Origin of the sequence: Streptomyces sp. NPDC093071, assembly GCF_044754545.1 — a bacterium.
GTDB lineage: Bacteria > Actinomycetota > Actinomycetes > Streptomycetales > Streptomycetaceae > Streptomyces.
The window spans coordinates 690,674-709,179 of the sequence record NZ_JBIVPH010000002.1 but is presented as its reverse complement, the minus strand read 5'-3'; the positions used below and the strand labels follow the sequence as shown (position 1 = coordinate 709,179).

The 18,506-nt window shown below is 75.1% G+C and carries 17 protein-coding genes; 9 read left to right on the top strand and 8 right to left on the bottom strand.

Annotated features, from left to right (window positions below; genetic code table 11):
- The first annotated feature begins 14 nt into the window (after nt 1-14).
- A complete protein-coding gene (locus ACIQD7_RS08975; RefSeq protein WP_402440842.1) occupies nt 15-317 on the top strand; it encodes a hypothetical protein in 303 nt (100 codons plus the stop codon).
- A gap of 19 nt (nt 318-336) precedes the next feature.
- Here the strand turns inward: ACIQD7_RS08975 and ACIQD7_RS08970 are convergent, their stop codons facing one another.
- Complete coding sequence (locus ACIQD7_RS08970) at nt 337-582, bottom strand: hypothetical protein (protein WP_402440840.1); 246 nt, start codon at nt 580-582, stop codon at nt 337-339.
- Nucleotides 583-730: 148 nt separating this feature from the next.
- Here ACIQD7_RS08970 and ACIQD7_RS08965 point away from each other — a divergent pair, with 148 nt between their 5' ends.
- From ACIQD7_RS08965 to ACIQD7_RS08950, 4 genes are all read left to right on the top strand, one after another.
- Nucleotides 731-1,804, top strand: coding sequence for a phosphatase PAP2 family protein (locus ACIQD7_RS08965; protein ID WP_402440838.1), 1,074 nt, complete (start codon nt 731-733; stop codon nt 1,802-1,804).
- A 44-nt stretch (nt 1,805-1,848) separates the two neighbouring features.
- Entirely contained in the window at nt 1,849-4,071 is a 2,223-nt protein-coding gene (locus ACIQD7_RS08960; protein WP_402440836.1) for an NADP-dependent isocitrate dehydrogenase, read from the top strand.
- Nucleotides 4,072-4,168: 97 nt separating this feature from the next.
- Nucleotides 4,169-4,459, top strand: a complete 291-nt coding sequence (locus ACIQD7_RS08955; protein WP_402440834.1) for a hypothetical protein — start codon at nt 4,169-4,171, stop codon at nt 4,457-4,459.
- Between the two features lie 147 nt (nt 4,460-4,606).
- Nucleotides 4,607-6,163 carry a sigma-70 family RNA polymerase sigma factor gene (locus ACIQD7_RS08950; RefSeq protein WP_402440832.1) on the top strand — a complete coding sequence of 519 codons (1,557 nt, stop codon included), beginning with the start codon at nt 4,607-4,609 and terminating at the stop codon, nt 6,161-6,163.
- Nucleotides 6,164-6,175: 12 nt separating this feature from the next.
- Here ACIQD7_RS08950 and ACIQD7_RS08945 read toward each other — a convergent pair whose 3' ends face one another.
- From ACIQD7_RS08945 to ACIQD7_RS08930, 4 genes are all read right to left on the bottom strand, one after another.
- On the bottom strand, nt 6,176-6,886 hold the full coding sequence (locus ACIQD7_RS08945) for a CAP domain-containing protein (RefSeq protein WP_402440830.1): 711 nt from the start codon (nt 6,884-6,886) through the stop codon (nt 6,176-6,178).
- A gap of 138 nt (nt 6,887-7,024) precedes the next feature.
- On the bottom strand, nt 7,025-7,897 hold the full coding sequence (locus ACIQD7_RS08940; RefSeq protein WP_402440828.1) for a universal stress protein: 873 nt from the start codon (nt 7,895-7,897) through the stop codon (nt 7,025-7,027).
- Between the two features lie 146 nt (nt 7,898-8,043).
- Nucleotides 8,044-9,534 (bottom strand): acyl-CoA dehydrogenase, encoded by a 1,491-nt coding sequence (locus tag ACIQD7_RS08935; RefSeq protein ID WP_402440826.1) that lies wholly within the window; start codon nt 9,532-9,534, stop codon nt 8,044-8,046.
- 158 nt (nt 9,535-9,692) lie between these two features.
- On the bottom strand, nt 9,693-10,148 hold the full coding sequence (locus ACIQD7_RS08930) for an RrF2 family transcriptional regulator (protein WP_401290480.1): 456 nt from the start codon (nt 10,146-10,148) through the stop codon (nt 9,693-9,695).
- 475 nt (nt 10,149-10,623) lie between these two features.
- Between ACIQD7_RS08930 and ACIQD7_RS08925 the strand changes: the two genes are divergently transcribed.
- From ACIQD7_RS08925 to ACIQD7_RS08915, 3 genes are all read left to right on the top strand, one after another.
- The gene (locus ACIQD7_RS08925; protein WP_402440824.1) at nt 10,624-11,484 is read left to right on the top strand and encodes a glutathione S-transferase C-terminal domain-containing protein; all 861 of its coding nucleotides are present in this window, start codon (nt 10,624-10,626) and stop codon (nt 11,482-11,484) included.
- A gap of 145 nt (nt 11,485-11,629) precedes the next feature.
- The gene (locus ACIQD7_RS08920) at nt 11,630-11,872 is read left to right on the top strand and encodes a DUF5133 domain-containing protein (protein WP_121833566.1); all 243 of its coding nucleotides are present in this window, start codon (nt 11,630-11,632) and stop codon (nt 11,870-11,872) included.
- Nucleotides 11,873-12,075: 203 nt separating this feature from the next.
- Entirely contained in the window at nt 12,076-14,463 is a 2,388-nt protein-coding gene (locus ACIQD7_RS08915) for an ATP-binding cassette domain-containing protein (protein ID WP_402440821.1), read from the top strand.
- Nucleotides 14,464-14,506: 43 nt separating this feature from the next.
- Here ACIQD7_RS08915 and ACIQD7_RS08910 read toward each other — a convergent pair whose 3' ends face one another.
- The gene (locus ACIQD7_RS08910) at nt 14,507-15,928 is read right to left on the bottom strand and encodes a D-alanyl-D-alanine carboxypeptidase family protein (protein ID WP_402440819.1); all 1,422 of its coding nucleotides are present in this window, start codon (nt 15,926-15,928) and stop codon (nt 14,507-14,509) included.
- 456 nt (nt 15,929-16,384) lie between these two features.
- Here ACIQD7_RS08910 and ACIQD7_RS08905 point away from each other — a divergent pair, with 456 nt between their 5' ends.
- Complete coding sequence (locus tag ACIQD7_RS08905; RefSeq protein WP_402441383.1) at nt 16,385-17,641, top strand: cytochrome P450; 1,257 nt, start codon at nt 16,385-16,387, stop codon at nt 17,639-17,641.
- 16 nt (nt 17,642-17,657) lie between these two features.
- Here ACIQD7_RS08905 and ACIQD7_RS08900 read toward each other — a convergent pair whose 3' ends face one another.
- Nucleotides 17,658-17,903: a hypothetical protein gene (locus ACIQD7_RS08900; RefSeq protein ID WP_121833892.1), complete on the bottom strand. Its 246-nt coding sequence runs from the start codon at nt 17,901-17,903 to the stop codon at nt 17,658-17,660.
- A gap of 62 nt (nt 17,904-17,965) precedes the next feature.
- Nucleotides 17,966-18,442 (bottom strand): NUDIX domain-containing protein, encoded by a 477-nt coding sequence (locus ACIQD7_RS08895; RefSeq protein ID WP_402440817.1) that lies wholly within the window; start codon nt 18,440-18,442, stop codon nt 17,966-17,968.
- Nucleotides 18,443-18,506: the final 64 nt, after the last annotated feature.

Sequence of the window (18,506 nt, the reverse complement as noted above, 5' to 3'; positions counted from 1 at the left end):
ACAGGGGGTGGACCGTGCCCTGGCGATCCGCGTACCTCGCGCTGCCCTCCGGGATCTTCGCGCTGCTGCTCGTCGCCGCCGGCGCGGCGGCCTTCCGCACCGGCCGGCTGCTGCCCCCGCAGCGGCGGTACGTCCAGCGGGTCGAACTCTTCGGCCGGGCCCAGCTGGTGACGGCGGGCGCGTTCGCGGTCCTGACGGTCTCGGCGCTGCTGGACGACCCCGCCCTGAGGAGCGGCGTCGGCACCCTCGGCTTCGTCGGCGTCTTCTGCGCCCTCGTCCTCGTCGTCCGCGCCCAGCTGCCGCGCCGGGACCGCTGACCGCCCGGCCGTGCCCCCGTCAGGGGCGGGGCCCCCGGTCCTCGTCGTGGAGGAGCCAGCGCCCGTCCCCACCCCGGCCCGGCCGGAACCGGCGCCCGTCGGGCCGGTGGGAACGGTGCGACTCGCTCATCGCCTCGAAGGCCACGAACCCCGCGATCGCCAGGGCGATCACGATCGCGCCCAGGACGTACCAGCCGTTCGGCGCCAGGAACCCGAACGCGATCAGGACCAGCAGTCCGATTCCGATCTTGCGCGGCATCGACATGTGAGACGTCTCCCCCCGGAGTGTGCGTACGGTCTCCGGGGCAGACGCGGGGGCCGCCCGCCCGGTTCCCGCTCCCGGCGCGCCGCCCGGCGTGTCGTTCGGACGAGCCCAGCGGGCGGGGCGGCCGGGCGTGGGTTCGAATCGGGGCATGGCTTCCTACGACAGGCCCCGCACCGGCGGCTCCCCGAGGCCGCTGAGGGCCGGTGACACCTGGTGGTACGCCGCCGTGGCGGGCGAGGCCGCCGGCTCGTTCGCCACTCGCGTCCGCACCCGCACCCGGCGCGGCTGCCTCGGGGCCGTCCTCCTGCTCACGGTCGTCTACGCGGGACTCGTCCTCACCGCGACCGGCCGCCGCTGGGGCGACGCCGCCACGACCGGCCGCCGCGCCGACACCGCCGTCGCCGCCCTGCTCCGCGACCACCCCTCCCTCACCGGGCTCACCACCCTCTCCCTGGCCCTCGGCTGCGTCCTCCTCCTCGCCGTCGGCCTCATACGCAGGCGGTACGCGCTCACCGGCCTCGCCGCCGGCGGAGTCGTCACCGCCCTCGCCCTCACCGGACTGCTCCGGCTGTACGCGCCGCGCCCCCGCCTCACCGACACCGGCGGCGCCCTGCTGCCCAGCGGCTTCCCCAGCGCCCAGACCGTCCTCGCCCTGGGCGTGGCCTTCGGCCTGGTCCTCGTCGTCCCCCACCGGCTGCGCGCCCCCGCCGTCGGCGCCGCCACCCTCTGGGCCGCCGCCGTCGGTGCGTACACCCTCGCCGACGGCCGGCACCGGTCCGGCGACGTCATCGCCGCCGCCCTCCTCGTCCTCGCCGTCTTCTGCGGGATCCTCGCCCTGCGCGCCCGCAAGGGCGACGTGCGCCCCGGCCCCCGGCGCCTGCCCGCCCCGGCGGCCCTCCTGGTGCTCCTCCCGCTCGTCCTCGTCGCGGCCGGCGGCCTCACCGCCGGGATCTGGCTCCTCGGCGACACCCTCGCCCTGCCCGCCACCGCCCCCTACGACCCGGCCGAGCTCCGGCTCGCCCACCGCTGCGGACAGGCCCTCGCCGCCGGCGTGACCGCCGCCGCCGGGATCGTCCTGCTCCTGCTGCTCCGCCACGTCGACGTGGACGGCCCCCCGCCCCCGTACCGGCTCGGCGGCCCCTTCGCGGAGGCCGCCGGGGCCCCGGAGGACGAGGAGCTCGTGGGGCCCTTTACCGAGGACCGCGATCACGAGATATCTTGATGTCGAGCAATCTCGCATACGCAGACGTGGAGCGGAGCACCCTGGTGACTGACTCGACCATCATCTACACCCACACCGACGAGGCGCCTGCCCTGGCGACCTACTCGTTCCTGCCCGTGGTCCAGGCGTACGCCTCGCAGGCCGGAGTCACGGTCGAGACGCGGGACATCTCCCTCGCGGGCCGCATCATCGCCGTCTTCCCGGAGTACCTGGAGGAGGGCCAGCGCATCGCCGACGCCCTCTCCGAGCTGGGCGAGCTGGCCAAGACGCCGCAGGCCAACATCATCAAGCTGCCGAACGTCTCGGCGTCCATCCCGCAGCTCAAGGCGGCCGTCGCCGAGCTCCAGGCCCAGGGCTACGCCCTCCCGGCCTACCCGGACGACCCGAAGACCGACGAGGAGCGCGAGATCCGCGCCCGCTACGACAAGATCAAGGGCTCGGCCGTCAACCCGGTCCTGCGCGAGGGCAACTCCGACCGCCGCGCGCCGGCCTCGGTGAAGAACTACGCCAAGGCCCACCCGCACCGCATGGGCGCCTGGACCCCCGAGTCCAAGACGAACGTCGCCACCATGAGCGAGAACGACTTCGCCTCCACGGAGAAGTCCGTCGTCATCGACGCGGACGACACCCTCCGCTTCGAGTTCACCGCCGCCGACGGCACCGTCAGCGAGCTCCGCGACCCGCTGAAGGTCGTCGCGGGCGAGGTCGTCGACGCCGCCGTCATGCGCGCCGCCGCCCTGCGCACCTTCCTGAGCGAGCAGGTCGCCCGCGCCAAGGCCGAGGGCGTGCTCTTCTCCGTGCACCTCAAGGCCACCATGATGAAGGTCTCCGACCCCATCGTCTTCGGCCACGTCGTGCGCGCCTTCTTCCCGGCGACCTTCGCCAAGTACGGCGAGGCCCTCGTCGCCGCCGGCCTCTCCCCGAACGACGGCCTCGGCTCGATCCTCAACGGCCTGGACGGCGTCCCGCACCTGGGCGCCGAGATCAAGGCCTCCTTCGAGGCCGAGCTCGCCGAGGGCCCCGCCCTCGCGATGGTCGACTCCGACAAGGGCATCACCAACCTGCACGTGCCGTCCGACGTCATCGTCGACGCCTCGATGCCGGCCATGATCCGCACCTCCGGCCACATGTGGGGCCCGGACGGCCAGGAGGCCGACACCCTCGCCGTCCTGCCGGACCACAGCTACTCCGGCGTCTACCAGGCCGTCATCGAGGACTGCCGCGCCCACGGCGCCTTCGACCCGTCGACCATGGGCTCCGTACCCAACGTCGGCCTCATGGCGCAGAAGGCCGAGGAGTACGGCTCCCACGACAAGACCTTCGAGATCGCCGAGGTCGGCACCGTCCGCCTGGTGAACTCCGCGGGCGACGTCGTCCTGGAGCAGGAGGTCGCCGAGGGCGACATCTTCCGCGCCTGCCAGACCAAGGACCTGCCCATCCAGGACTGGGTCAAGCTCGCCGTCACCCGCGCCCGCGCCACCGGCGACCCGGCCGTCTTCTGGCTGGACGCCGAGCGCGCCCACGACGCGCGGCTCATCGCCAAGGTCGAGCAGTACCTGCCGCAGCACGACACCGAGGGCCTGGACATCCGCGTCCTGTCCCCGGTCGAGGCCACGAAGTTCTCCCTGGAGCGCATCCGCCGCGGCGAGAACACCATCTCGGTCACCGGCAACGTCCTGCGCGACTACCTGACCGACCTCTTCCCCATCCTGGAGCTGGGCACCAGCGCCAAGATGCTGTCGGTCGTCCCGCTGATGGCGGGCGGCGGCCTCTTCGAGACCGGCGCCGGCGGCTCCGCCCCGAAGCACGTCCAGCAGCTCGTCAAGGAGAACTACCTCCGCTGGGACAGCCTCGGCGAGTTCTTCGCCCTGGCCGCCTCCTTCGAGCACCTGGCGACCACCACGGGGAACACCCGCGCCCAGGTCCTCGCCGACACCCTCGACCGCGCCACCGGCACCTTCCTCAACGAGGACAAGTCGCCGACCCGTCGCCTCGGCGGCATCGACAACCGCGGCAGCCACTTCTACCTGGCCCTGTACTGGGCCCAGGAGCTGGCCGCCCAGACCGAGGACGCCGACCTCGCCAAGGCCTTCGCCCCGTTCGCCGAGAACCTCGCGGCCAACGAACAGAAGATCGTCGACGAGCTGATCGCCGTCCAGGGCTCCCCGGCCGAGATCGGCGGCTACTACCAGCCCGACCCGGCCAAGGCCGCGGCCGTGATGCGCCCGTCCGCCACGCTCAACGAGGCCCTCGCGTCCCTCGCCTGATCCGGCGCGCGGCCCCGTACCGCCCCGGCCGGAGTCTCCTCCGGCCGGGGCGGTCCCGTCGGTGGCGCATACGGCATCCGGGTGTGAACCTGGATGGATGAGTTGGGCATCTTGGACGACCACCGGTGTCTACACCGGGCGAGGTGGGGTGCTGACCGACGAGGCCGGGACCGTCACGGGCGATCTGACCGTGCACACCACCTGGACCGAGCGCGAAGCACGTGTGGCCGTGCAGTACAGCGGCGCGTCCGACTGGTTCACCATGTCGGGCAGTCCCGTCCCCTGCGCATCGGAGGAGGAGAGCCGCGAACTCCACGACGCCGTCGTGGAGGCCGTCCGGGAGGGCCACGGGGCCACGGTCCCGAGACTGCCCGGGCCCCTGGTGTAGGACCCGGCGGCCCGGTGCCGCGAACACCCGGACCCCGGGGGAACCCGCACACGACACACATCCGGTACCGCGAGAAGTGTTATCCCTCCCGCGCCCACGGGTCTCCGGAAGACGGGGGACACGGACCCGGGACGAGGGAGCAGATCCATGCACAGCGACGAGCGCCGCACCACCGCCCTTGTGGAGGCGGCCGGGGCCGGTGACGTCCACGCCAGGGACGAACTGGTCCGCGCCTACCTGCCGCTCGTCCACAACATCGTCGGCCGCGCCCTCGACGGCCACGCCGACACGGACGACGTCGTCCAGGAGACGATGGTCCGCGCCCTCGACGGCCTGCCCGGACTCCGCGACCCCGCCAGGTTCCGGTCCTGGCTCGTCGCCATCGCGATGAACGGCATACGGCGCCGCTGGCGCGAACGCCAGCAGGCCCCCGTCCCCGGCCTCGACCACGCCGCCGGCCTCGCCGACCCGGCCGGCGACTTCACCGAACTCACCATCCTCCGCCTCGGCCTCTCCGGACAGCGCCGCGACGTGGCCCGCGCCACCCGCTGGCTCGACGCGGACGACCGGGAGCTCCTCGCCCTGTGGTGGCTGGAGGCCGCGGGCGAGCTGACCCGCGCCGAACTCGCCGAGGGCCTCGGCGTCCCCCCGCAGCACGCCGCCGTGCGGGTCCAGCGCATGAAGGAACGCCTGGAGACCGGCCGGGCGGTGGTCCGCGCCCTCGACGCCCTGCCGCCGTGCCCGGAGCTGACGGAGGTCCTCGGCCCCTGGGACGGCGCCCCGGCCCCGCTCTGGCGCAAGCGGATCGCCCGCCACCTGCGCGCCTGCGCCACCTGCACGGCCCGCGCGACGGGCCGCCGGGGCCTCGCCCCCGTCGAGGGCCTCCTCGTCGGCATCGGACTCGTCCCACCGCTCGGGATCGCCGCCGTCACGGCGACCGGACCCGACATGGAACCCGCCGGGTACGGGGACGGGACGGGCACGCCCCTCGACACGGCCCGTGAGCACGCCGCCACCGGGAGCGGCCCGGCTGACGGGCCCGCCATCCCCGCGAACGGCTCCGCCGGCCGGTGGGCGCCCGGGCGCGGGGCGGTCCTCGCCGGGGTCGCCGCCGTCGCCGTGCTCGGGGCCGTCTCCCTCCTCGTGCCCTCCGGACCGGAGGCGCGCGTGCGGCCCGAGCGGCCCGTCGCCGCGCCCCCGGCGCCACCCGCCCCGACCACCACGCCCCCGGCCCCGCCGTCCACCACCCCGGCCCCCGTGCCGACGACCACCACCCCGACACCCCGCCGCACCACCCCGCCCCCGCCGCCGCCCACCCCCGGCGAGCGGGTGACCCGCCTCGTCAACCGGCTCCGGGCGGAGGCCGGCTGCGCCCCGCTGCGCACCGACCCCCGGCTCGTCGCGGCGGCCCGCGCCTACGCCCGCGACATGGTCGCGCGGGGCTACTACGGCCACAGCAGCCCGGAGGGCGACTTCGCGGACGCGCGGATCACCGCCGAGGGGTACGACTGGAGCGCCTGGGCCGAGAACCTGGCCAGGGGCGCGGCCGATCCCGAGGCCGTCGTCGAGGACTGGCGGGACGGCTCGATGCACGAGGAGAACATGCTCGACTGCCGCTACCGGGACACCGGCGTGGCGTCGGTGCCAGGCCCCCGGGGCACGGTCTGGGTGCAGAAGCTGGCCGCGCCCGCCCCCAACCGGTGACGACGGCCGGACTCAGCGCCGCGCGCCGAAGTTCTGCACCCACCAGGGGCCGCCGGAGTCCAGGGACACCCCGACGCCGATGTCCTTGAAAGCGCAGTTGAGGATGTTCGCCCGGTGGCCGGGGCTCTCCATCCAGTCCGCCACGGCCAGGGCCGGGCTCTTCGGCCCGCGGTGGATGTTCTCCCCCCAGGTCGACCACGCGTAGCCGGCGCTCCTCATCCGGTCGCCCCCGTCCCGGCCCTCCGGACTGCCGTGCGCGTAGTAGTCGCGGGCGGCCATGTCGTCGGCGTGCGCCTGGGCCGCCGCCCGTAGCCGCTTCTCGGAGCGCAGCCGCCCGCAACCGGCCTCCGCCCGCTCGGCGTTGACGAGGGCGACGACGTCCCTGGCGTACCGCTCGGCCTTCCCGGCGCCCGCCGTCCCGCCCCCGGGGACCGGGACGGGCCGCGGCTCCCGCAGCTGCGCCCGCGCCTGCCCCGGCCGGAACTCCGGTTCCGGTTCGGCCCGTACGGGCGCGGGGGCGGGGGAGGAGGTGACCGCCGGGCCGCCGGCCGCCGTCGAGGCCAGGTACGTCCCCGCCGTCACCGTGAGCGCGAGGGCCGCCGCTCCCGCGACGGTGACGACCGTGCGGAAACCCGGGCGGCGGCGCGCCCCGTCTCTGCCGCGGTGCCGCCCGCCCGCCCGCGCGGGCCGGTCGGAGTGTCGGGGACGGACGTGGTACCGCATGGGGCTCCGCTCTCTCGCCGGGGTCGCCGGACGGCCGGCGCTGGGGAGAGCCGCCGGGGCAACGGTGACACCTCTTTCCGGCCCCGGCCGTCCCGACACCCCTCGTCAACCCGGCGCGTCAGCTCACGCGGAAGCCTTTCAGCCCTGCGGAACGACCGCCACCGGGCAGGGAGCCAGATGGAGTGCCGCGTGCGCCACGGAGCCGATCCGCGGACCGACGGCCCCCCGCCTGGCCCGCCGCCCGACCACGAGGAGCTGCGCGGCCCCCGACTGGGAGAGCAGCACCTGACCCGCGCTGCCCAGCTCGACGTGCTCCTCGACCCGGACCTCCGGGTACTTCTCCCGCCAGGGGTCGAGCGCCTCGCGCAGCGCCTTCTCCTCGTACGGGACGAGCCCGCCGGCCTCGTCGGCGAGGCGCATCGAGGCCGGGCTGTACGCGTAGAGGGACGGCAGGCTCCACGCCCGTACGGCCCGCACGGACGCTCCGCGCGCGGCGGCGGTCGCGAAGGCGAAGCCGAGGGCGGCAGCGCTGTCCTCCGGGCCGCCGAGCTGGCCGACGAGCACGTGTCCGGCGGGCGGTTCGGCCTGCTCGCCGTCGCGGGAGCGGACGGCGACCACGGGGCGGGTGGCGCCGGCGATGATCTGCTGCCCGTACGAGCCGAGCAGGAATCCGGCGACGGGGCCGTGGCCGCGCGAGCCGATGACGAGCATCTCGGCCCGCTCCCCGGTGCCGAGCAGCGCGGCGACGGGGGTGTCGGGCAGCAGCTCGGCCGAGAGCTCCAGGCCCGGGTGCCGACGGGCGATCTCCGCCTCGGCCTCGCGCAGGACCGCGTGCGCGGCCCGCCCCTGGGCCTCGGGGTCCTGGACCAGGGGGAGATCGAGGGGTTCCCAGCGCCAGGCGTGCGCGAGCCGTAGCGGGAGGCCCCGGTGGAGGGCCTCGCGGGCGGCCCAGTCGGCCGCGGCGAGGCTCTCCGGGGAACCGTCCACTCCTGCGACGATCTCACGACTCATCAGACTGCCTCCGTCGGTGCGGTGCCGGGTCCGCCGGCCGGCGTACCCTTCCCCACCAGCTTGGGCCCAACGGTCGTCCGGCGGCAGGGCCGTACGTCCCGACATGCCGTTCTGTGCCGGGACGGAGGGGCCCGGCCGGGCCCGGCTCAGGCCAGCAGGGTGAGCCGGGCGTGGGTGCCGTTGAGGTAGTGGTCCCCGATGTCCCGGAGCCGGTGGTCCGCCCGCGTCGGGGCGGTGAGGGCGCGGGCGTTGCGCCAGAAGCGGTCGAACCCCGGTCCGCCGCCCCGGGAGTCGGCGCCCGCCGTGCCGTCGACGAGTTCGAGGATGCGGGTGGTGATGTGGACGGCCGCCCGGCCGGTGACGGTCTCGGCCGCCGCTACGAGGACGGAGATGTCGGCGCGCTCCTCCAGGGTCAGCGACCACTCGGTGTGCAGACCGCGGGCGAGGGCGTCCGTCGCCCGCTCCACCACCGCGGCGGCGGCGTGCGCGGCGGTCGCCAGCTCCCCGTAGGCGAGGAGGAGGTACGGGTCGTCCCCGGACCCGACCGGGGCGGTGCCGTCCCCGGCCGCAGGGCCGCCCGCGCCGCCGGCCGGGACCGGTCCGGCCTGGTCGGCGCGGCTGATGTCCCGGGCCTCGGCCAGCGCCCCCTCGGCGATGCCGAGGCCGACCTGGGTGAGGAGCAGCCGCAGGGCGAGCGGGGCGAGGGTGGTGAACGGGGCGACGGCGTGCTCGTCGTGCGGCAGGACGCCGAGGACGTGCTCGGGCGGTACGGGGACGTGGTCGAAGGTGACGGTGCCCGCGCCGGCCAGGCGCTGCCCGACCCGGTCCGTGCCCGCGTCGGTGAACACCCCCGGATGGGCCGGGTCCACCAGGACGACCAGGAGGTCGCCGGTGCCGCCGGGGCGCGCGCCGACGACGAGCCGGTCGGCCACCGTGACGCCGGACGCGAAGGCGCGGCGCCCGTCGAGGATCCAGCCGCCGCCGCTGCCCTCGGCGGGGGTGAGGGTGAGGCCGGGTTCGCCGGCGGCGCGCGGCGGTTCGACGCCTCCGGCGAGCAGCCAGCGCTCCTCGGCCGTACACACGTCGAGGGCGAGCGGACGGCGGTGGGCGGCACCCGGGCGGCGTGCGCCGTCCGCCCCGGACGCGGTCTCCGTCCCGGACGGGGTCTCCATGCCGGACGCGTCCTCCGGTGAAGGTGTGTTCCCCGGCGCGGGCGCGGCGGTCGTCGCGGGCGGGGCGTCCGCCCGGTAGGGGGTGTGCGCCTCGTGCGCCGGGCCGAAGAAGCGGCTGCTCCAGGACAGCGCGTAGTGGTGGGCGAGGAGTTCGCCCACGGAGCTGTCGGCGGCGGAGATCTCCCGTACGACCGCGCACGCGGCCCGCCAGTCGGCGCCCCGCCGGGACGGTCCGGGGGCCGTGAGGAGGGCGGGCAGCCCCGCCTCCTGGAGCCGGGCGACCTCGTCGAAGGGCGCCTTCCCGGCCCGGTCCCTCGCCAGGGCGTCCACGGCGAGGTCGTCGGCGAGCTCCCGGGTGACGCGGGGCCAGATCTCGTCGTCGGCGGGCCGGTCGACGGCGCGGCCCGCCGGTGCGGAGGCGGTGCGTACAGCTGGTCTCTTCGGCGATTTCCTCGGCGTACTCACGTCACCTCACATGATCCCTAGTATCCCCACTGGAATAGTAGGGATAGTGGCAGAGGTGACCGCCCCTCCCCAAGAGGCGTCCGCAGGCTGGACAGGGTCGTCTTGATCGATGAGACGGGGTCAAGTCCGCGCAGGTCGCGCGGGGTTGACCCGGCGGATCAGGGGTTGGTCCAGGCCTCCGGATCGTCGGCGAGCGCGACGATCCCGGCCGGCAGCTGCGCCGCCGCCACCTCCGCGAGCGAGACCCCGAGCACCTCGCGGACCCCCGCCCGGAGCGCGATCCACAGCGTCAGGAGCGACTCGGCGGGCCCCGTGTACGACAGCTCCGGCGGACGCTCCCCGCGCACGGAGACCAGCGGGCCGTCCACGCAGCGGATGACCTCCGCGACCGAGATGGTCTCGGCGGGCCTGGCCAGCCAGTACCCGCCGTTGCCGCCCCGCTGGCTCTGCACCAGGCCGCCCTTGCGCATGTCCCCGAGGATGCCCTCCAGGAACTTGTGCGAGATGCCCTGGTCCTCCGCGATGGCCTCGGCCTTCAGCGGACCCGCGTCCCGGGCGGCGGCGAGCTGGAGGGCGGCACGCACCGCGTAGTCGGCCCTGGCTGAAATGCGCATGGGCGCATTATTCCGTACGGTCGGGACGGATCACGCGCCGTGGGGCGTGCCGTACCGCACGCCCGTGGGACGCCCCGTACCACGCGGTGAGACGGGCCGTACCGCACCCTTGACGCCGTCCGTGACCGGCCGGACACTCATGGACGGGAAAACCGAGCGAACGGGTAGGGAAACATGGGACGCACCGGCCGGAGGGACACCGCATCCGCCGCACCCGTCCCGCGTTCCCTGCCCCTGACGTCCCGCCGCCACATCGATCTGCTGCGGGTCTGCAGCGCCGCGTAGTCGCCGTCGCCTCCCGGGCGGCCGTACGCGCCTCCGCCCGCCGGGCCCCCTTCACCGCGGTCCGTCTGCCTCCTCCTGTACGCATCTCCGCCGATCCGGGCCCGTCCGGCCGGCACCGTCGTCGCGCCGCCGCGACCGACGCCGCCGCGCGCCGCCCCGCACCGGCACCGAGCACCCCCGAGGGAGAAGCATGTCCGTCGTCCCGTCCTCGCTGCTGCCCGCCTCCGCCGCGCCCGCCTTCCGCGGCCGCATCGGCGGCGACGTGCGCAGCGGCCACTACGCCGTACCGCACCGCTACCGCCTCCACGTCGCCCCGTCCAGTCCCGGCTGTCTGAGCATCGCCCTCACCCACGGCCTGCTCGGACTCGACGACACCCTCCCGCTCGCCGTCCTGCCCGACACCCCCGACGCGCCCGACGGCGGATACGCGGCGCTCCGCCCGCTGTACGAGGCCAGCGCCCACCTCTACGACGGACCCGCCTCCGCGCCCGTCCTCAGCGACGGCTGGACCGGCCGGATCGTCACCACCCACGTCCCCGACATCCTCCGCGACCTCGCCCTGCGCTTCCGCGGCGACGGCCCCGACCTGCTCCCGGAGGAGCACCGCGCCGAGATCGACGCCGTCGCCGACCTGTGCGAGCTGAGCGTCAACCGGGCCGCCCAGCGGGCCGGCGAACTCGGACTCGACGACCGGGCCGCCCACCACGAGCCCCTCGGCGTCCTCTTCGCCGCCCTCGGCTCCCTGGAGGACCGCCTCGCCCACCGGCCGTACGTCCTCGGCGACGGGCCGACCCTCGCCGATGTCCACGTCTGGGTCACCCTCGTCCAGCTCGACACCGTCCACCGCTGGCACCTGGACGCCGCCGCCATGGACCGCGTCGCCAGCCACCCCGCCCTCTGGGCATACGCCCAACGCCTCGCCGCCCGGCCCGAGTTCGCCCGCCACCTCGACATCGACGCCGTCCTGCGCCGCCACCGTTCCCACTGCCGGGGCCGCGAGGCGGCGGGCGCGGGCATCCGCATCGTCGACTGGCCGGCCGCCCCACGCTGACGGCCCGGGAACGGGGTCCGGGGAGCGGGCGCCCCGGACCCCGGCGCCCCCGCGTCCTCCCCCTCCGTCACCCACCGTGTCCGCGCGGGTCGCGGGCGTGGCCGACGGCCGCCAGTATGGAGCGACGCAGGAACAGGAGGACGCCATGCTGCTGCCCGACAGGAACACGGTCGACCGGTTGCTCCGGCACTACCGCGCCCAGGAGCGGACCGTGCTCGCCCGGCCCCGCGACCTGTCGGCCCTCCGGCGCTTCGAGGACACGGCGTACACCCTCTGCGTCCTGATGGGGGAGCGCAGCGCCCGCGCGGCGGTCCGCGCCGCCGAACGGTACGTGACCGGGAACCGCGCCCCGGCCCGGCCGGCCCTGGAGGGCCTGCCCGGAGCCTGACCCCCGGGCCCGGTCCCTCCCGCGCCGCCGGAGGAGGCCCGTACCGGCGGAGGAGACCCGTACCGCCGGAAGAGATCAGGAATCGAGAAGCGTCACCACCGTGCCGCCGTTAGCGTGACGGTCATGGGCATCGCGCCTCCCCGCCGAGCGGGACCGGACGCGATGGACCACCCTTTCGGCCCCGCGCGACAGCTGGAGACACGATGAGCAAGGCCCCCCGGTCGGACGAGCAGACGCCCGTGCCGCACGCCGCCGACCGCCACGACCTGATCCGGGTGCACGGAGCGCGCGAGAACAACCTCAAGGACGTCAGCATCGAGATCCCGAAGCGCCGCCTCACGGTCTTCACCGGCGTCTCGGGCTCGGGCAAGAGCTCCCTCGTCTTCGACACCGTCGCCGCCGAGTCGCAGCGGCTGATCAACGAGACCTACAGCTCCTTCGTCCAGGGCTTCATGCCGACCCTCGCCCGGCCCGAGGTCGACGTCCTCGAAGGCCTGACCACCGCGATCATCGTCGACCAGCAGCGCCTCGGCGCCGACCCGCGCTCCACGGTCGGCACCGCCACCGACGCCAACGCGATGCTCCGCATCCTCTTCAGCCGCCTCGGCAAGCCCCACATCGGCCCGCCGAGCGCGTACTCCTTCAACGTCCCCTCCGTGCGGGCGAGCGGCGCGATCACCGTCGAGAAGGGCGCCAAGAAGGCCGTGAAGGCCACCTTCGAGCGCACCGGCGGCATGTGTACGCGCTGCGAGGGCCGGGGCACCGTCTCCGACATCGACCTCACCCAGCTCTACGACGACTCCAAGTCCCTGGACGAGGGCGCGCTCACCATCCCCGGCTACACCGTCGGCGGCTGGAACTACCGCCTCTACACCGAGTCCGGCCTCGTCGACCCGGCCAAGCCGATCCGCTCGTACACCAAGAAGGAGCGGGAGGCCTTCCTCCACCAGGAGCCGACCCGGATGAAGATCGCGGGCATCAACATGACCTACGAAGGTCTGATCCCCCGCATCCAGAAGTCCTTCCTGGCCAAGGACAAGGAGGGGATGCAGCCCCACATCCGGGCGTTCGTGGAGCGGGCCGTCACCTTCACCACCTGCCCCGAGTGCGACGGCACCCGGCTCGCCGAGGGCGCCCGCGCCTCGAAGATCGGGAAGGTCAGCATCGCCGACGCCTGCGCGATGCAGATCAGCGACCTGGCCGCCTGGGTCCGCGGCCTCGACGAGCCCTCGGTCGCCCCGCTGCTCACCGCCCTCCAGCTGACCCTCGACTCGTTCGTGGAGATCGGCCTCGGCTACCTCTCCCTCGACCGCCCGGCGGGCACCCTCTCCGGCGGCGAGGCGCAGCGCGTCAAGATGATCCGCCACCTCGGCTCCTCGCTCACCGACGTCACCTACGTCTTCGACGAGCCGACCGTCGGCCTGCACCCCCACGACATCCAGCGGATGAACGACCTCCTGCTCCAGCTGCGCGACAAGGGCAACACGGTCCTCGTCGTCGAGCACAAGCCGGAGGCCATCGCCATCGCCGACCACGTCGTGGACCTCGGCCCCGGCGCCGGCACGGCCGGCGGCACCGTCTGCTTCGAGGGCACCGTCGAGGGCCTGCGGGCCTCCGGCACCGTCACCGGCCGCCACCTCGACGACCGCGCCTCCCTCAAGGACGCGGTGCGCGAGCCCACCGGCGCCCTGGAGATCCGCGGCGCGTCCGCGCACAACCTGCGGGACGTCGACGTCGACGTCCCGCTCGGGGTCCTCACCGTCGTCACCGGCGTCGCGGGCTCCGGCAAGAGCTCCCTCGTGCACGGCTCGCTCCCCGCCGGCGAGGAGGTGGTCTCCGTCGACCAGAGCCCGATCCGCGGCTCCCGGCGCAGCAACCCCGCCACGTACACCGGGCTGCTCGACCCGATCCGCAAGGCCTTCGCCAAGGCCAACGGCGTCAAGCCGGCCCTCTTCAGCGCCAACTCCGAGGGCGCCTGCCCCACCTGCAACGGCGCCGGCGTCATCTACACCGACCTCGGCATGATGGCCGGCACCTCCTCCACCTGCGAGGACTGCGAGGGCAAGCGGTTCCAGGCCTCGGTGCTCGAATACCTCCTCGGCGGCCGGGACATCAGCGAGGTCCTCGCGATGTCCGTGACCGAGGCCGAGGAGTTCTTCGGCTCCGGCGAGGCCGCCACCCCGGCCGCGCAGCGGATCCTCGCCCGGCTCGCCGACGTCGGCCTCGGCTACCTGACCCTCGGCCAGCCGCTCACCACGCTCTCCGGCGGCGAGCGGCAGCGGCTCAAGCTGGCCACCCACATGGGCGAGAAGGGCGGGATCTACGTCCTGGACGAGCCGACCACCGGCCTCCACCTCGCCGACGTCGAGCAGCTCCTCGGCCTGCTCGACCGGCTCGTGGACTCCGGCAAGTCCGTCATCGTCGTCGAGCACCACCAGGCGGTCATGGCGCACGCCGACTGGATCATCGACCTCGGCCCCGGCGCCGGCCACGACGGCGGCCGGATCGTCTTCGAGGGCACCCCCGCCGACCTGGTCGCCGCCCGCTCCACCCTCACGGGGGAGCACCTCGCGGAGTACGTCGGGGCCTGACGGGGGGAGAGGTGCGGGGCGGGGGCGCGTGACGCCGACGCCCTCACTCCTGCCCGGAGTCGCCCGCGCCCGACCGGCGCCGCCACCCCCACAGGGCGAGCGCCGCCGCGCAGGCCGCGCCGATCAGGCCCAGCGGGAGGCCGGCCGACGCGTCCGGGGCCGCCGCCGCGGCGGCCTCGCCGGGGTCGCCCCCGGACCGGGCGGCCTGCGCCGGTGCACCCTGGGCGGGGTCGCCCGGCGCCGACGGGTCCTGCGCCGACGCGTCCTGCGCCGGGGCCTCCTTCGCGGAGGGGGCCGACGCCGGAGCGTTCCGTGCCGGAGCGTTCTGCGCCGGGGTGCCCTGCGAGGGGGTGCCCTTCGCCGGGGCGTCCTTCGTGCCCGCCTCCCCGGCGGGCGCGGCTCCCGCCTCCGCCCCCGCCGCCACGGCCCGGGCGTCCGCCTCGGCCTTCGGGCGCTCCGGCAGCAGCGAGCCCACCGGCCGGACGCGCTCCGCCGCCTCGAAGCCCCAGTCGAGCAGGGACCGCGCCTCCTCGTACACGGCGTAGCCGCCGCCCTCCTGGGGGTTCATCACCGAGACGACCAGGGTCCGGTCGCCCCGCTTGGCCGCGGAGACCAGCGTGTTGCCCGCGTTGCTCGTGTAGCCGTTCTTGATGCCGATGAGCCCGGGGTAGCGGTCCACCCCGTTCTCCCCGGTCAGGAGCCGGTTGGTGTTGGCGATGCCGTACGACCACGAGCCCGCCGGGAAGTCCGCGTACCGCGTCGAGCAGTAGCGGACGAACGCGGGATCCTGGAGACCGGCCCGGCCGAAGACCGCCAGGTCGTACGCGGAGGACACCTGCCCCGGCGCGTCGTAGCCGTCCGGGGACACCACGTGGGTGTCGTTCGCCCCCAGGGAGCGGGCCTTCTCCTGCATCTTCCGGGCCATCGAGTCCCAGCCGCCGTTCATCGCGGCGAGCACGTGCACCGCGTCGTTCCCCGAGCTGAGGAAGACGCCGTTCCACAGGTCCGAGACCTTGTACGTGTACCCCTCCTTGATCCCGACCAGGCTGCTGCCCGCCCCGATGCCGGTCAGCTCGGAATCGGCCACGGTGTGCTGCTCGGAGGCGTCGTGGTGGGGGAGCGCGGTGAGGGCGAACAGGGCCTTGAGCGTGCTGGCGGGCGGCAGCTTCCGGTGCGCGTTCCGGGCGGCGAGCACCTCGCCCGTGGACGCGTCCGCGACCACCCACGACAGCGCGGAGGCCGAGGGCAGCCGGGGCGCGCCCGCCAGCGGCTGCACCTGCACGCCCGACCGGTCGAGCCGGGCCGGGTCGACGTGCCCGCGTACGGGCGGGGTGGGTTCCCCGACGGCGGAGGAGACGGACGGGACCGTGGGGGCGGGGGAGGCGACGGCCGCCGGAACGGGCAGCACGAACAGCAGGGCCGCGGAACCGGCGGCAGCGTGACGGACAGCTGACGTGACGATCATTCGGCCACCGTAGGGAGGAGGGGACGAACCCGCAGATCGGAGTGAGCCGACCGGGGGAGCGGGTGTGGCGTACGGCGGCGCGTCGTGAGCCGACCGGGTGGTCCGGACCGTCGCCGGGCGCACGGGGATCGCGGGTGACGCGCCCTCACACCCGTACGGGAGCACCCCCGTTCCGCACGGGAGCGTCCCCGCTTCGTACCGGAGCGTCCCCCCCCGCTTCGTACGGAAGCACCTCCCGCTTCGTACGGAAGCGTCCCCCGCTTCGTACGGGAGCCCCCTGCGCCCCGGTCTGCCGCCGCCTCCCGCCGGGCCGCCCTGCCGGGGATCCCGCCTTGCCGGACAACTCCCCACGGAAGCACCGTGGTTGACCGTAGGATCTGACCCCTCGCGTGCCGTACCGGCCCGTCCCCGCAGTCAGGAGTCCCTTCCGTGAACACCGTGAACGACGGGAACACCGTGAACACACCGCACTCCGCCGACGGGGCCTCCGACCGGCCGCCCTACCGCCCCGACCCGGCGGGCGGCTGCCCTCACGCGGACAACGCGCGGCTGCTCGCCGAGGGCGCCGTGGCCCGGGTGGTCCTCCCCGGCGAGGTCGAGGGCATGGCGGTGCTGGGCCACGACGCGCTCCGCGAGTTCCTCTCCCACCCCGACGTCGCCAAGGGCGCCCGGCACTTCACCGCCCTCGCCGAGGGCCGCATACCCGAAGGGTGGCCGCTGCGGACCTTCGCCACCGTCCCCGGCATGACCACCGCGGACGGCGCCGACCACCGCCGGCTGCGCACCCTGGTCAGCAGCGCCTTCACCGCCCGCCGGGTCGAGGAGCTCCGCCCCCGCGTCGAAGCGGTCACCGCCGGACTCCTCGACGGACTCGCCGCGGCCGCCGAAGCGGGCGACGGCGTCGCCGACCTGCGCCGCCACTACGCGCTGCCGCTGCCGCTCGGGGTCATCTGCGAACTCTTCGGCGTCGACCCCGCCCACCAGGACCCGCTGCACCGCCTCTCCAGCCTGGTCGTCGCCACCGACACCGAGCCCGCGCGGGCCGTCGCCGCCAACCAGGAACTCGTCGCGCTCCTGGCCTCCGTCGTCACCGCCAAGTCCGCCGCCCCCGGCGACGACCTCACCAGCGCCCTCATCGCCGCCCACGACGAGGACGGCGACCGGCTCAGCGGGCCCGAGCTCATCGGCACCCTGCTCCTGATGATCATCGCGGGCCACGAGACCACCCTGAACCTGATCACCAACGCGGTCCGGGCGCTCTGCGCCCACCGCGACCAGCTCGCCCTGGTCGTCGAGGGCCGCGCGACCTGGGCGGACGTGGTGGAGGAGACCCTCCGCTGGGACAGCCCGGTCAGCTACTTCCCGTTCCGCTACCCGACCCGCGACCTCATCGTCGGCGGCACCCGCATTCCCCGGGGCACCCCCGTCCTGGCCGGGTACTCGGCGGCGGGCCGCGACACCGGGGCGCACGGCCCGGACGCCGACCGCTTCGACGTCACCCGCGCCACGACGGCGAAGCACCTCTCCCTCGGGCACGGCCCCCACTACTGCCTGGGCGCCCCGCTCGCCCGCCTGGAGGCCACGACCGCCCTGGAGGCCCTCTTCACCCGCTTCCCCGAGCTGGACCTGGCCGTCCCGGAGGACGGCCTGGCCCGCCACGCCGGGTTCGTCGGCAACAGCGTCCGGACGCTCCCGGTCCGCCCGACCCGCTGACCGCCCGGCGGGGGCCTCAGCCCGCCCGGCCCCACGCCGACGGGGAGGGGGACCGCAGCGAGGAGACGACGCGCAGCAGCCGGTCCTCGTTCCCGGCGAGGCCGGCCGCGCGGAGCGCCTCGTCGGCCTCTGCCATCGGACGGGTGAGCATGGCCCCCGCGTACGGGGCGAGGCGCGGGTCCTCCAGCACGGCCCGGGTGGATTCGAGCAGCCGCAGATACGCCTGGGCCGCCGCGCGCTCGTCGGCGGTGATCGTGGTCATGTCGGGCTCCCTCTCGACAGTTCGGCTCCCACCACCTTCTCGCACGCCTCTGACAATCCGGCTCAGCCCCGCCCGCCGAGGTGCGCCGCCAGCCGCTCCAGGAAGGCCCGTTGCCCCGCGACGAGCAGCGGAGCCGCCACCTCCGGGGCGAACCAGCCGACCCGGTCGATCTCCGGGAACTCCTCCAGGCGGCCGGAGCGCGGCGGCCACTCCAGGGTGAAGGTGCCCGGCACGATCAGCTCCGGGTCCAGGTCGCCCTCGACGGCCCAGGCGGTGACCAGCTTCCCGTTGCGCTGCCGGCTCTCCCCGAGGTCGATCCAGTCGCCCTCGGGGGCGTCGAGGCCCAGCTCCTCCCGGAACTCCCGGCGGGCCGCCGCGCCGGGCGCCTCGTCCGGCTCGTACTCCCCCTTGGGGATCGACCAGGCGCCCTCCTCGCGGGACGCCCAGAAGGGCCCGCCCATGTGACCGATGAGGACCTCGACGCCCCCGTCCGCCGTCCGGCGGAAGACCAGGAGACCCGCGCTGCGTGTGACCGGCATGGGGCCCAGTCTGTCCGAAGGCCTCCGCCCGCGCAGCCTGCCGGGACGACCCCGTCGGTGTGCC

What these genes read in the sequence shown, in the direction of transcription:
- ACIQD7_RS08970 (WP_402440840.1), bottom strand. Translation starts at nt 582, where the DNA reads ATGTCGATGCCGCGCAAGATCGGAATCGGACTGCTGGTCCTGATCGCG.
- ACIQD7_RS08965 (WP_402440838.1), top strand. Translation starts at nt 731, where the DNA reads ATGGCTTCCTACGACAGGCCCCGCACCGGCGGCTCCCCGAGGCCGCTG.
- ACIQD7_RS08955 (WP_402440834.1), top strand. Translation starts at nt 4,169, where the DNA reads ATGAGTTGGGCATCTTGGACGACCACCGGTGTCTACACCGGGCGAGGT.
- ACIQD7_RS08950 (WP_402440832.1), top strand. Translation starts at nt 4,607, where the DNA reads ATGCACAGCGACGAGCGCCGCACCACCGCCCTTGTGGAGGCGGCCGGG.
- ACIQD7_RS08945 (WP_402440830.1), bottom strand. Translation starts at nt 6,886, where the DNA reads ATGCGGTACCACGTCCGTCCCCGACACTCCGACCGGCCCGCGCGGGCG.
- ACIQD7_RS08940 (WP_402440828.1), bottom strand. Translation starts at nt 7,897, where the DNA reads ATGAGTCGTGAGATCGTCGCAGGAGTGGACGGTTCCCCGGAGAGCCTC.
- ACIQD7_RS08930 (WP_401290480.1), bottom strand. Translation starts at nt 10,148, where the DNA reads ATGCGCATTTCAGCCAGGGCCGACTACGCGGTGCGTGCCGCCCTCCAG.
- ACIQD7_RS08925 (WP_402440824.1), top strand. Translation starts at nt 10,624, where the DNA reads ATGTCCGTCGTCCCGTCCTCGCTGCTGCCCGCCTCCGCCGCGCCCGCC.
- ACIQD7_RS08920 (WP_121833566.1), top strand. Translation starts at nt 11,630, where the DNA reads ATGCTGCTGCCCGACAGGAACACGGTCGACCGGTTGCTCCGGCACTAC.
- ACIQD7_RS08915 (WP_402440821.1), top strand. Translation starts at nt 12,076, where the DNA reads ATGAGCAAGGCCCCCCGGTCGGACGAGCAGACGCCCGTGCCGCACGCC.
- ACIQD7_RS08910 (WP_402440819.1), bottom strand. Translation starts at nt 15,928, where the DNA reads ATGATCGTCACGTCAGCTGTCCGTCACGCTGCCGCCGGTTCCGCGGCC.
- ACIQD7_RS08900 (WP_121833892.1), bottom strand. Translation starts at nt 17,903, where the DNA reads ATGACCACGATCACCGCCGACGAGCGCGCGGCGGCCCAGGCGTATCTG.
- ACIQD7_RS08895 (WP_402440817.1), bottom strand. Translation starts at nt 18,442, where the DNA reads ATGCCGGTCACACGCAGCGCGGGTCTCCTGGTCTTCCGCCGGACGGCG.